Source organism: Pseudomonas sp. PAMC 26793 (genome assembly GCF_000313235.1).
In the GTDB taxonomy this organism is placed as follows: Bacteria; Pseudomonadota; Gammaproteobacteria; order Pseudomonadales; family Pseudomonadaceae; genus Aquipseudomonas; species Aquipseudomonas yamanorum.
The window spans coordinates 1-13,076 of the sequence record NZ_AMXG01000054.1 but is presented as its reverse complement, the minus strand read 5'-3'; the positions used below and the strand labels follow the sequence as shown (position 1 = coordinate 13,076).

Sequence of the window (13,076 nt, the reverse complement as noted above, 5' to 3'; positions counted from 1 at the left end):
CCAATAAGCCCGAGGCCGAACGCAGGTATTGCGGAGCGGGTAAACCGGCAGGACGCCGGTTTAGCCGCGCTGGGCCATGGATGGCCCATCGCGGCGGCCCGCTTCGCGGTGCCGGAGTGAGGGAACGCCGAGCCACAGCGAGGCCCCGACAGGCGGGGCAGAGCGTTTTGGTTACTTTGCCGCTTTTGCAAAGTGACTCGCTGTAAGAGCGAAACCATAGGCGGCCGTTACCTAAATAACGGATATGTACTCCCCGCCCCCCAAAAAAACCTCACACCAACCGCTTGATCTGCTTATGCCGCCAAACCAACCGGTAATACGCCGTCTGCAACCCCAACATCGCCAGATACGTCACCGGAAACGCCATCCACACCCCCTCCAGCCCAAACCGCGCATTCAGCAGATAAGCCACCGGCAACTCCACCCCCAACACGCACACGATCGAAATCCCCACGGGCACCAGCACCACGCCGCTGGCCCGCATGATCCCGCCCACCACCGCCTGGAAGCCAAACACCAAAATGCTCCAGAGCATGATATGCAGCAGGTGCTCAGCCTTGACCCGCGCATCCACGTCGGTAATGAACAACCCCAACAACCAGTGCGACAACCCATACCCCAACACAATCAACCCACCCGTCAGGCACAGGTTGATCAAAATCCCCGTACGCAGGATCGGCCCAATCCGCTCCAGCCGCCCCGCCCCGATCGCCTGCGCCCCAAGAATCGACGCGGTGATGGCAATCGACAACGCCGGAAACTGCACATAATTGACGATTTGCGTCACCGCCCCATACGCCGCCGTCGCCTGGGAACCATGGCTGTTGACCAGCGCCAGAATCACCAACTCCGACAGCGACAGCACCACCATCTGCAACCCGGTCGGCAAGCCGATACGCAGCACTTTGCCAAGGATCGCCCGGTCCAGTCGCAATGCCGCCATCAACTCGCGATCCGGCGCCATCACGTGGTTTTTATGGCGCAGGCGCAGCACCAGAAACGTCATCGCCAGGGCGTTACCCACCAGCCCTGCCAGTACCGCGCTCTGAATGCCCATCGGCGGCAAACCCAGCCAGCCCTTGATCAGTGCCGGGGTCAGCACCAGGCCCACGGCGGTCGAGACCATCAGCGCCAGCAACGGCGACACCGTGTCACTCACGCCCCGCAGCAGCTGGGTGAACAGGATGAACACCAGCAACAGCGGCATGATCAGCATCATCATCTGCGCGTAACCCACCGCGTCATCCAGCACATCCACCGGTGTGCCCAGGGCCTGCATCGCCGGGCGGGCAAACACGCTGCCCAGCACCGCCGCGATCACCCCGATCAGGGCGCCGAGGGTCAGGGTGGCGCCGGTGATCGACTTGACCATCGAGGTTTCCTGAGCGCCCCACGCCTGGCCAATCAGCACCGAAGCGCCCGCCCCCAGGCCGATCACCAGGGCGATAAAGAAAAACACGATGGGGAACATCCCCGACACCGCCGCCAACGCCTGGGTACCGAGCATCTGCCCGACGTAGATACCGTTCAGCGTGCCGGAAAAGCTCTGGAGGAAATTGGACAGCACCATGGGTGCCAGAAAGATCAGGTAGATCTGCCACAACGGTCGTTGCTGGGTGACTTCCATGAAGGTTCGGATCTCAATGCAATTAGGCAGGGAAAGCGTTGCGTGACAACCAGGCCAGGTACAACTTCACATCCACCGGCCAGTGCGCAATCTTGTTGGAAAAGTCGGCGCCGTCCTGGGCAAACAACGCCCGCGAGGCCTCTTCGAAACCCGGCAGGTCGCCGCCCAGGGCGCTCATGAAACGATAGCTGGATTCCTTGGCCTGGCGTCGCTCATCGTGCTCGGCATGGGCGTTGCGTGCTTCATCCACCAGCCGGCGCAAAGCCGCCGAGGCGCCGCCGCGTTGTTGCCCCAGCCACTCCCAATGCCGTGGCAGCAGGGTCACTTCACGGGCGACCACCCCCAGCTTCGGTCGGCCTACGGTAGGTGACGCCGGCACGTCGGCCTCCGTCACCGCGACGGTCGGTTGCTGTGGTGCGTAACCGGCGGGCCAGGGGTAGTCGACTTGAACACCGCTGGCGTCATCGAACACCAGCAAGCTGCCCGTCGACAGGTCGAGGTTTTTCAGGTTTTTGGCGACATCGGCATAAGAGCCGGCGGCCACGCGTTGGTGACCAAGGAAGGCGGTGCAGTGTGATGCGCTCATGACTTTTACCCGGAATATATTGTTTTACCCGGATTATATTAGCTTGGAATTTATTTGTTGCAAGCCGCTTGTCGCGAAACCACCAAACGATCACTGTCGACAGTCGCGCCCATGGGGCCCACACCCGGATCACCCAGCAGACACTCGGCAATCGCCGGCTCAAGTTCCACCCGCAATCGGCGGCCCAAGGCACGGGCACCAAAGCGTACGTCATGGTCGCGGCACAGCCAGGCACGTGCCGATTCATCCAGCACCAATGAACGCTGCTGCGTCGCCAGGCGTTGATTGAGTTTGCCAAGTTCCACCTCAAGCAGCGCTTCAATCCATTGATGGTCGATGGACTCGAACATCAGGATACGGTCGATGCGATTGAGAAACTCCGGCTCGAAGTGACTGTGCAAGGCGTCCTCCAACACCGCCGCCTCCCCACGCCTCAACCAGCGCAACGGGGCAAATCGCTGTCGATGGCGGCGCGCCTGTTGTGCACCGATATTGCTGGTCATGAAGATCAGGCTGTTGCGAAAGTCCAGCGTGCGAGCGCCACCCGCCAGCGTCAGTTGGCCGTTTTCAAGAATGCCCAACAGGCTGCGCACCACTTCCTGGCTGGCCTTTTCCAACTCGTCGAACAACACGATGCCGGGGCGGCTATAGCTGCCCTGGATCAGTTCGCTGTCGAACAGGCTGATGCCTTCCTTGCTGCCGACGTAACCCGGCGGCGCCCCGGTCAAGGCAGCGGCGTAATGCTCCTGGGCCAGGGTGTGCATGTCGATGCGGCAGAACCCGTCGGCACGCCCGTGCAAGGCCAGGGCCAGCAGCCGGACAATTTCTGTCTTGCCGACCCCGGTCGGCCCCATGAACAGGTTGACGCTCAACGGCCGCTCGCGCTCGCCGATATCGGCCTTGACCACCTTGAGCAAGCCTTCCACCTGGGCCAGGGCCGCGTCCTGGCCGACGATGCGGCTGCGTAGCAAGGCCATGACCTGAGCCGGCTCAAAGGTAAACCGCATGCCTCAACCCGCCGTTTTTTCTTTACCGCCATGGGGCAATTGCCCCACCGGGCATTCGGCGACACCGACGGTGCTGCGGGTAAATGCCTCGACATTTTCCCGGGCCTTTTGCGCGTCCAACACCCAGGTGCGATAGAACTCGAACGGACAATCCGCCACGCCCTTGTCCCCGTCGCCCGAAGCGTGCATGCCGGTGTAGCCACGGTGCAGCAGCTTGAACAGATGGTTCTGCGACTGATCATTGGCCCGCGCGTCGCGGATCTGCGACACCGACAGTTGGGCGTACTGAATGCCCATTTCCTCTTCGCCGCACTCCCCCAGGGTACGGCCATCAAAACCAATGATCGCCGAGTGCCCGAAGTACGAATACACCCCGTCGAACCCCGCCGCATTCGCCACCGCCACGTAGCAGTTATTGGCCCAGGCCATGCTCTTGGACATCTGCACCTGCTGCTCCTTGGCCGGGTACATATAGCCCTGGCAACGCACGATCAGCTCGGCGCCTTTCATTGCACAGTCGCGCCAGATCTCCGGGTAGTTGCCGTCGTCGCAGATGATCAGGCTGACCTTCATGCCCTTGGGCCCGTCGCAGACATAGGTGCGGTCGCCCGGGTACCAACCCTCGATCGGGCACCACGGAATGCACTTGCGATAGCGCTGGACGATCTCTCCCAGGTTGTTGATCAACACCAGCGTGTTGTACGGCGCCTTGTGGGGATGCTCTTCATGGCGCTCACCGGTCAGGGAAAACACGCCCCAGGTATTGGCCTGGCGACAGGCCGCCGAGAAGATCGCCGTCTCCTCGCCGGGAATGCTCGCGGCGGTGGCCATCATCTCGTCGTGGTCGTACATGATCCCCATGGTGCTGTATTCGGGGAACACCACCAGGTCCATGCCGGGCAAACCCTGCTTCATGCCGACAATGATCTCGGCAATCTTCTTCGCGTTATCGATGACCTCGGCCTTGCTGTGCAGGCGCGGCATCTTGTAGTTCACGACAGCAACGCCGACCGTGTCCGGGCTGCTGGATATGTCGCCATGGCGCATTGCAAATCTCCTCGGTCAGTGACTGATCATCCAGGGCCGTGGCCCGGTCTTGGTCTTGAGCCCCAGCGGGTTGGCCTTGCTTGGCACCACCGGTTTGCGGCTGCCACAGCAACTGCAGCCCGCCGGGTGCTTGCGCGCCTCCTGATACTCGCCGACGGTTTGCGGCGCATGGGCGCTGCGCTCGTTGCCGGCAATCGCCTTGCGCTGATTGGCCGACAGCGTGGTCAGCGCCGGTGCCGACAGCAGCAACTGCCCGCCCGGGCCGTCGCAATACGGGCACTGGCTGGGTTCGTGACGCTGGGCCATGGGCCGCAGCATCGTGAAGGTGCCGCAGGACTCACAGGCATATTCATAGGTCGGCATGGCTACAGGTCCGGTGCGATGGGCAGGTCGATGCTGCCGTCGAGGAATTGGGTCGGGCCGTTGGCGTTGGGGTTGATGTCGAACTCGAAGATTTCGGTGGGCAGCCACAACGTCGCGCAGGCGTTGGGGATGTCCACCACGCCGCTGATATGCCCCTGCACCGGCGCCGAGCCGAGCAACGCATAACCCTGGGCCGGCGAGTAGCCGAACTTGGTCAGGTAGTTGATCGCATTCAGGCAGGCCTGGCGGTAAGCGACATTGACGTCCAGGTAGTGCTGCTGCCCCTGTTCGTCGACGGAGATGCCTTCGAAGATCAGGTAGTTCTTGTAGTTCGGGGTGATCGGGCTTGGCTTGAACACCGGGTTTTTGATCCCGTACTTGGCCATGCCGCCCTTGATCAGCTCGACCTTCATGTGCACCCAGCCGGCCATTTCGATGGCGCCGCAAAAAGTGATTTCGCCGTCGCCCTGGCTGAAGTGCAAGTCCCCCACCGACAGTCCGGCGCCGTTGACGTACACAGGGAAATAGATCTTCGAACCGCGGGACAGATCCTTGATATCGCAGTTGCCGCCATGCTCACGGGGCGGCACGGTGCGGGCGCCGGTGGCGGCGGCGTCGTCAAGGGCCGCGCCCTTGAGTTTGCCCATGTGTGCGGTGGCGGCCAGCGGGGCGTTGGCCAGGGGTGGGACGCGGGTCGGGTTGGTGTCGATCAGTTCCTGCTCGCGGCGGTTCCAGTCGGCGAGCATCACCGGGTCGGGCAGGCAGCCGATCAGGCCCGGGTGGATCAGGCCGGCGAAGTTCACGCCCGGGATGTGTCGAGAGCTGGTGAACATGCCCTTGAAATCCCAGATGGCTTTTTGCGCGCTGGGGAAGTGGTCGGTGAGGAAGCCGCCGCCGTTCTGGCGGGAGAAGAAGCCGTTGAAACCCCACTGGGAGTCGGCTTTGGCGCCGATGTCGAGCAGGTCGACCACCAGCAGGTCGCCGGGTTCGGCGCCGTGTACGCCCACTGGGCCGGAAAGGTAATGCACGGTGGAGAGGTCGACGTCGCGCACGTCGCTGGCGTCGTCGTTGTTCTTGATGGCGCCGGCGGTCCAGTCGTAGGTTTCGAGGATGAAGTCATCGCCGGGTTTGACCCAACAGGCCATCGGGATGTCCGGGTGCCAACGGTTGTGGATTTGCTCGTTTTCGGTGACGGGTTGGTTGAGGTCGACTTTGATCAGGGTGTCGGTCATCGAGGTGCTCCCGGAGGTGGCTTGGCTGTCGGGAGCAGTCTCGCGGGGATGGGGTTGGGCGGGGAATACGTTGGATGACGTATGTGGCTTTGGGGTTGGGGTTGGGGGCATATCCGTTATTTAGGTAACGGCCATTTAGGTTTCCGCTCTTACAGCGGCTCCCGGCCGGCTTGAGTGTTGAAGAGCAAAATCAAAAGCTAAAGCGGGCACGGTCCAAATGTGGGAGCGGGCTTGCTCGCGAAGGTCGTTAACGATGACACGGGCATTCTGGCTGAACGCGGCGACCTCAGGTTTTTCGCGAGCAAGCCCGCTCCCACAGAAAAGCAGCTCTGTGTTCGCTCTGGTTTTTGCTTTTGCTTTTAACACTCAAGCCGGCCGGGAGGCCGCTGTGCTCTGCTTTTGATCTGCTTTTGATTTTGATCTGCGGGCCCCGTTAACCACGATGGCCGGAGTGCGGGCATGCCGAGCCTAAGCGAGGCACCGAGTGGTGGGGCAAAGACCTTTTGGTTACTTTTGGCTGGGCCGGCATTCCGGGCGTTTGCCAAAAGTGACCCGCTGTAAGAGCGGAACCATAAGCCGCCGTTACCGAAGAAACGGATATGTACACCATCACTCCGGCAAAGGAATCACCCGCAACGGCCGAACCGACTTGTACGAGAAACTGGAGTAAATCTCCTTAACACACGGCAACCCCTGCAACACCTCCCGGGCAAACTCCCCAAACGACTCCAGATCCTTCGCCACCACTTCCAACAAAAAATCATACCGCCCCGAAACGTTGTGACACGCCACAATCTCGGGAATCTCCAGCAACCGTTGCTCAAACGCACGGGCCACCTCGCGGGAGTGCGTGTCCATCATGATGCTGACAAACGCCGTCACCCCGTACCCCAGCGCCTTGGGTGACAGGATCGCCTGATACCCCCCGATCACCCCACTGTCCTCGAGGTTCTTCACCCGCCGCCAACACGGCGAAGTGGTCAGCGACACCCGCTCCGCCAACTCCGCCACCGTCAACCGCGCATTGCCCTGCAAGGCGTTTAAAAGTGCCTTGTCAGTCCGATCCAGATGAATGGGCATATCTTGCCTCAAAACGTCATTTTTATTGTTTTTCATCCCAATCTACCGGGTTTTCCCACCAAACTATGGAACGTTCGGCCGCCGTTATAAGCATAGCATTGTAGGAAATAAGGAGCGTCCGACCATGAAAAATAAACACAATACGTTCGGCTTTTCCACCCGTGCCATCCACCACGGCTACGACCCACAGGACCATCACGGCGCTCTCGTGCCGCCGATCTACCTGTCGGCCACCTTCGCCTTCCCCACCGCCGAATACGGTGCCGCCTGCTTTGCCGGTGAAGAAAACGGGCACTTCTACACCCGCATCTCCAACCCCACCCTGGCCCTGCTGGAATCGCGCATGGCCACCCTGGAAAACGGCGAAGCCGCCGTGGCCTTCAGTTCCGGCATGGGCGCGATTGCGGCGACGTTCTGGACCCTGCTGCGCCCCGGTGACGAGATCATCGTCAGCCAGACCCTCTACGGCTGCACCTTCGCCCTGCTGCATCACGGCATCGGCGAGTTCGGCATCAAGGTCCGCCACGTCGACCTCACCGACCTGATCGCCCTGCGCGAGGCCATCAACCCGGCCACGCGCATGATCTATTTCGAGACCCCGGCCAACCCCAACCTGCAACTGGTGGATATCGCCGCCGTCGCCAACATCGCCCACCAACAACCCGGCATCACCGTGGTGGTGGACAACACCTACTGCACCCCCTACCTGCAACGCCCACTGGAAATGGGCGCCGACGTGGTGGTGCACTCGGCCACCAAATACCTCAGCGGCCACGGCGATATCACTGCCGGTATCGCCGTCAGCAGCCAGGCCCTGGCCCAGCGCATTCGCCTGCAAGGGCTCAAGGACCTGACCGGCGCGGTGATGTCGCCCCAGGACGCGGCCCTGCTGATGCGCGGCCTCAAGACCCTGGCCCTGCGCATGGACCGTCATTGCAGCAACGCCCTGGCCATCGCCGAAGCCTTGCAGGCTCATCCCCTGGTGGAATGGGTGACCTACCCCGGCTTGCGCTCCTTCCCCCAATACGAATTGGCCGCCCGGCAGATGAAACAATCCGGCGGCATGATCGCGTTTGAACTCAAGGGCGGCATCGAGATGGGCCGGCGTTTCATGAATGCCCTCAAGCTGTTCACCCGGGCAGTGAGCCTGGGGGATGCCGAGTCACTGGCCCAGCACCCGGCCAGCATGACCCACTCCACCTACACCCCGGAACAACGCGCCCACCACGGGATTTCCGAAGGACTGGTGCGGCTCTCGGCGGGTCTTGAGGATGTCGCCGATCTGTTGGCGGACGTTGAGCAGGCACTGCACGCCTGTGCCCTGAAACCGAAATCTAGGGTTGTGCAGCAAAACGTTCATCACGCTTGAGGTAAATTCACAACCAGGCGCGACGTTTACCAATAGCCCGGCCTGAAAAGGTCGGGCTTTTCCCGTTGCGCCCTGCACTGCAAAAAATTTGATCCATTCGTTGGCCCGTTTGCGAAAGCCTGTACTAGCATACGAGGCGGCAGTCATGGAGATCACTGCCCTGTACGCCGCCCTCCTTGAAACTCATGGATGAAATGATGAACTCACACCTGTTCCCCCACATTGGCAAGGTCATCGCCAGCACCGGCAGCCGACATTTCCCGCGCATGCTGCATGACCTGATCCTCACCCAACTGGCAGTCGACGCCACGCACATCACCCAAATGCCCGTGAGTCCAAGGGAACACGCGCCGCGCAAGGCCGGCAGCTCGCGAATGCTGGGGATCAGCCCGGTGTACACCGACACGGTGCCCGGGCTCGACGAAGCCCAGGCCGCCGCACAGCTGCACCTGACCCGGCGCAAGGATGACGTCAGCTACGTGCTGTCGGTGTATCGCTCGAACCCCTCCGAAAGCTTTTCCCAGCAGGAACGGATCATCCTGCAAGACTTCTCCTCCTTGCTGCTGCCGATGGTTGAAAAGCACATCAGCGCCCTGCACCCCAGCGGCCCCGACAGTGAAGCGCCGCAGCAACCCGGCATCGACACCTTGCGCCGACGCTTCGAAGAACGCCTCGCGCAATCGGGGCTGGCCCTGTCCAGCCGTGAGCTGGAGGTGTGCGTGGGGTTGCTGGCCGGGCGTACCGCGCCGGAACTGGCGGAGCAGTTGGCGCTGAAGGTCAATACCATCGAGAGCTACCTCAAGCGGGCGGCGATCAAGATGGGCATCAGTGGCCGGCATTCGTTGATGCGCTGGATGTACGCCGCAGAAGAAAACGCAACGCTCTAGAACACCGCAGGACAAATGTGGGAGCGGGCTTGCTCGCGAATGCGATGTGTCAGTCAATACATGTGTGACTGATCCACCGCATTCGCGAGCAAGCCCGCTCCCACATGTTGATCTCTACCCGGCTTAATCCCGGGCCAGGGCTTCAATCGGATCCAGCCGCGCCGCATTCCTCGCCGGCACAAACCCGAACACAATCCCGATCAACGTCGAACATGCAAACGCCGTCACCACCGACCCCAGGGAAAACACCATTTCCCACTCTTTCACAAACAACGAAAACAGATAGCCAATGGCGAATGACAGCGAGATGCCGATCATCCCGCCAATCAGGCAGACCATCACCGCTTCTACCAGGAACTGCTGGCGAATATCCGATTGCCGCGCGCCCACCGCCATGCGAATCCCGATCTCACGGGTGCGCTCGGTCACCGACACCAGCATGATATTCATCACCCCGATGCCCCCCACCAACAACGAAATCACCGCAATCAACGACAACAGCAGCGCCAGGGACCGGCTGGTTTTCTGCACCGTCTGCATGATGCTGTCGAGGTTGTTGGTAAAGAAATCTTTGGTGCCGTGGCGCTGCAACATCAGCTTGGTGACGTTCTCTTCCACCACCTTGCTCGGCTGGCCGTCCTTGATGCGCACGGTGATGCTGTCCAGATGACGCTGGCCCAACAGCCGCCCCGCTGCCGTCTCATACGGCACCCACACGTTCAACGCCTTGCTGGCGGCGAACATGTTTTTGTTGTCCGCCGTCACCCCGATCACCGTGCACGGCAGGCTGCCCACCAGGATCACCTGGCCCAACGGATCCACCCCGGGCCCGAACAACCGATGGCGCGTGTTGTGATCGATCACCACCACCTGGGCCTGGCGCCGGGCGTCGCTTTCGCTGAAGGTAATCCCGGCTTCGAGCTTCAGGCCCTTGACCTGGAAGTAGCGGTCGCTGACGCCATTGACCTGGGCATCCAGGTCGATGTTGCCGTAGCGCAATAACAGGTTGCGCCCCACCACCGGCGTGGCGCTGTCGACGTAATACAGCTGGTTCAGCGCCTCCACATCCGACGGCAACAATGTCTCGATGGCCGAGGCGCGGCTGTCACCGAAACTCTTGCCGGGAAAGATGTCGATGGTGTTGCTGCCAATGGCCTGGATGTCCTTGAGCACATAGCGCTTGGCACCTTCACCGATGGCCGAGATCGACACCACCGAGGTGATGCCGATGACAATGCCGAGCATGGTCAGCAAGGTGCGCATGCGATGGGAAATCAGCGCAACCCAGGCCATGTTGAAGGCCTCCTTGAACAGCCCGAGGCTCGCCACCAATTTGCGCGCACCGCTGCGCTTGGGCTCGATGGGCGCTTCGGTGGGCAGGTCGAGGCCGACGCTCTGATTGGCGCGGTCACTGACAATCTCGCCATCGCGCACCTCAATGATCCGCTGGGCATTGGCCGCGACTTTCGGGTCATGGGTGACGATGATCACCGTGTGCCCGGCGGCATGCAGCTCGGCCAGGATGCGCATCACTTCCTTGCCGCTATGGGTATCGAGGGCCCCGGTGGGCTCGTCGGCGAGGATCACTTCGCCGCCATTCATCAAGGCCCGGGCGATACTCACCCGCTGTTGCTGGCCGCCGGAAAGCTGGCTCGGACGATGGGTCAGATGCCCCGACAAACCCAGGCGTGCCAGCAACTCCCCTGCCCGACTGTGCCTGGCGGTTTCCGGCGTACCGGCATAAATCGCCGGCATTTCCACGTTGTGCAACGCGCTCAAGTGCGCCAGCAAGTGGTAACGCTGAAAGATAAAACCGAAGTAGTCGCGGCGCAGTTCGGCCAGTTGCTCATCCCCCAGGGTGCGGGTTTCGATGCCATTGATCTTGTAGCTGCCGGCAGTGGCGTAGTCGAGGCCGCCGAGGATGTTCATCAGGGTCGATTTACCCGAGCCCGAGGCCCCGGTGATCGCCACCATTTCCCCGGCATGGATAGTCAGGTCGATGCCCTTGAGGGCAATGAATTCGCGGTCACCGGCCATGAAACTGCGCACGATGCCTTTAAGCTCCAGCAGTGGCTGAGTCATCAATCAGCCCCCCGCCACGGCGGGCGATGCATCGCCGATCACCACCTTGTCGCCTTCGGCCAGGCCATCGAGGATCTGCACCTTGACGTTGTTGTTGATGCCGGTCTTCACCTGTCGCGTGTTGGCCTTGCCCTTGGCGTCCAGCACCCGCACCGGAAAGCTGCCGTCGGCATTGCGCGGGCCGAGTGCGGCCACCGGCACGGTCAGTGCGGCCTTGGCGGTGTCGAGCACGATCCGCACCTGGGCGGTCATGGCGATGCGCAGCCGGTGGTCGGGGTTGGGCACGTCGAACAGGGCGTTATAGAACACCGCGGTATTTTGTTTTGGGGTGCCGGCAGTCTGGGTTTCGAGAAAGTTTTGCGGCGCAGGTTCAGTGCCGCGCAGTTTGGCGTAGTAGCGTTTGTCGGCCTCGCCGAGGATGGTGAAGTACACCTGTTGGCCGGGGCTGATGTGGATCACGTCGGCCTCGGAGACCTGGGCCTTGACGGTCATGGTGTCCAGATCTGCCAGCTTGAGCAGGACCGGCGCCAGTTGGCTGGCGATCACGGTCTGGCCTTCCTGGGTGACGATGCCCACCACGTCGCCATCGATCGGCGCGACGATGCGGGTGTAGGCCAGGTTGATCTTGGCGGTGTCGATCTGGATGTGGGCGCTTTTGATCTGGGCGTCGAGGGACATCAGGTTGGCGCGTTGCACTTCGTAGTTGGACTCGGCGGTTTCGAAGTCCTGGCGGGACACGGATTCGTCCTCTTGCAGGCCCTGGTAGCGCTCGTAGACGGATTTGGTTTCCTTGAGTTGAGCCGCGGTGGCGCGGCGTTGGGCCTGGAGGTTTTCTTCGTCGACCTCGGCTTTACGCAGGGTGTTTTGCAGGATCAACGGGTCGATTTCGGCGAGCCATTGGCCCTTCTTGACCTTGTCGCCGACCTTTACCTTCAAGGACTTGAGCTGGCCGGAGACCTGGGCGCCGACGTCGACCTGCTTGACGCCTTCGAGCAAGCCGGTGGCCAGGACAGCGTTTTCGATATCACTGCGTTCGGCGGTGGCGGTCAGGTATTGCGGCGCGTCTGCCGGGGCCTGCACGGCGTAGATGGTCAGGGCGGCGGCGATTGCCAGGGCCAGGGCCATTCCTGTTTTGCGAAGCTTTGACTTTTCCATAAGTGACCACAGAAGACGTTGAAGTTGGTCCGGCTTTTGGCTCGGAGTACATATCCGTTTTTTTGGTAACGGCTGATATGGGTTCCGCTCTTACAGCGGCTCACTTTTGAACAGCGCAAAAGTAAGCAAAACGCTCTTGCCCCACCACTCGGCACCTCGCCTAGGCTCGGTGTTCCCTCACTCCGGCTTTGGACCGTGGGCCGCCGCGATGGGCCATCCTTGGCCCAGCGCGGCTAACCCGGCGTCCTGCCGGGTTACCCACGCTCCAAAGCCTGCGTTCGGCCAGCGTGGTTTAACGGGGCGCCTAAGATCAAAATCAAGATCAACAGCAAGAGCACAGCGGCCTACCGGCCGGCTTGAGTGTTTAAAAGCCAAATCAAAAGCTATAGCGGGCACGGTCAAATGTGGGAGCTGGCTTGCCTGCGATGGCATCAACTGGGTCTGCCTGATACACCGAGGTGTCTGCATCGCAGGCAAGCCAGCTCCTACAGAAAAGCAGCTTTTGCCTTTGCTTCTAACACTCAGGTCGGCTTTCAGGCCGCCGTGCTTTTGATCTTGATCTTGATCTGCGGGCCCCGTTAACCACGATGGCCGCAAGTAGGCACGGTGGAGCGGGTAAATCGGCAGGGATGCCGATTTAG

At 61.5% G+C, this 13,076-nt stretch carries 11 protein-coding genes; 2 read left to right on the top strand and 9 right to left on the bottom strand.

Annotation, left to right across the window (positions count from 1 at the left end):
- Positions 1-271 precede the first annotated feature (271 nt).
- The 7 genes from D109_RS0127875 to D109_RS0127845 form a co-directional block, all read right to left on the bottom strand.
- The gene (locus tag D109_RS0127875; protein WP_017479799.1) at positions 272-1,627 is read right to left on the bottom strand and encodes an MATE family efflux transporter; all 1,356 of its coding nucleotides are present in this window, start codon (positions 1,625-1,627) and stop codon (positions 272-274) included.
- A gap of 22 nt (positions 1,628-1,649) precedes the next feature.
- Complete coding sequence (locus D109_RS0127870) at positions 1,650-2,213, bottom strand: DUF2239 family protein (RefSeq protein WP_003218595.1); 564 nt, start codon at positions 2,211-2,213, stop codon at positions 1,650-1,652.
- A gap of 50 nt (positions 2,214-2,263) precedes the next feature.
- Positions 2,264-3,220: an AAA family ATPase gene (locus D109_RS0127865; RefSeq protein ID WP_017479798.1), complete on the bottom strand. Its 957-nt coding sequence runs from the start codon at positions 3,218-3,220 to the stop codon at positions 2,264-2,266.
- A gap of 3 nt (positions 3,221-3,223) precedes the next feature.
- Positions 3,224-4,267: an aliphatic amidase gene (locus D109_RS0127860; protein WP_017479797.1), complete on the bottom strand. Its 1,044-nt coding sequence runs from the start codon at positions 4,265-4,267 to the stop codon at positions 3,224-3,226.
- Positions 4,268-4,282: 15 nt separating this feature from the next.
- A complete protein-coding gene (locus D109_RS0127855) occupies positions 4,283-4,630 on the bottom strand; it encodes a zinc ribbon domain-containing protein (RefSeq protein ID WP_017479796.1) in 348 nt (115 codons plus the stop codon).
- Positions 4,631-4,632: 2 nt separating this feature from the next.
- Complete coding sequence (gene fmdA / locus D109_RS0127850) at positions 4,633-5,862, bottom strand: formamidase (RefSeq protein WP_017479795.1); 1,230 nt, start codon at positions 5,860-5,862, stop codon at positions 4,633-4,635.
- A 609-nt stretch (positions 5,863-6,471) separates the two neighbouring features.
- Positions 6,472-6,942, bottom strand: coding sequence for an Lrp/AsnC family transcriptional regulator (locus D109_RS0127845; RefSeq protein WP_017479794.1), 471 nt, complete (start codon positions 6,940-6,942; stop codon positions 6,472-6,474).
- 124 nt (positions 6,943-7,066) lie between these two features.
- Here D109_RS0127845 and D109_RS0127840 point away from each other — a divergent pair, with 124 nt between their 5' ends.
- Positions 7,067-8,311: a methionine gamma-lyase gene (locus D109_RS0127840; protein WP_017479793.1), complete on the top strand. Its 1,245-nt coding sequence runs from the start codon at positions 7,067-7,069 to the stop codon at positions 8,309-8,311.
- Positions 8,312-8,496: 185 nt separating this feature from the next.
- Complete coding sequence (locus D109_RS0127835) at positions 8,497-9,198, top strand: helix-turn-helix transcriptional regulator (protein WP_017479792.1); 702 nt, start codon at positions 8,497-8,499, stop codon at positions 9,196-9,198.
- 123 nt (positions 9,199-9,321) lie between these two features.
- On the opposite strand, the gene D109_RS0127830 is transcribed toward D109_RS0127835, so the two are convergent.
- Together D109_RS0127830 and macA are read right to left on the bottom strand one after the other, a co-directional pair.
- On the bottom strand, positions 9,322-11,280 hold the full coding sequence (locus D109_RS0127830) for a MacB family efflux pump subunit (RefSeq protein ID WP_026078268.1): 1,959 nt from the start codon (positions 11,278-11,280) through the stop codon (positions 9,322-9,324).
- A gap of 3 nt (positions 11,281-11,283) precedes the next feature.
- Positions 11,284-12,435 carry a macrolide transporter subunit MacA gene (macA, locus tag D109_RS0127825; RefSeq protein ID WP_026078267.1) on the bottom strand — a complete coding sequence of 384 codons (1,152 nt, stop codon included), beginning with the start codon at positions 12,433-12,435 and terminating at the stop codon, positions 11,284-11,286.
- Between the last annotated feature and the right edge of the window lie 641 nt (positions 12,436-13,076).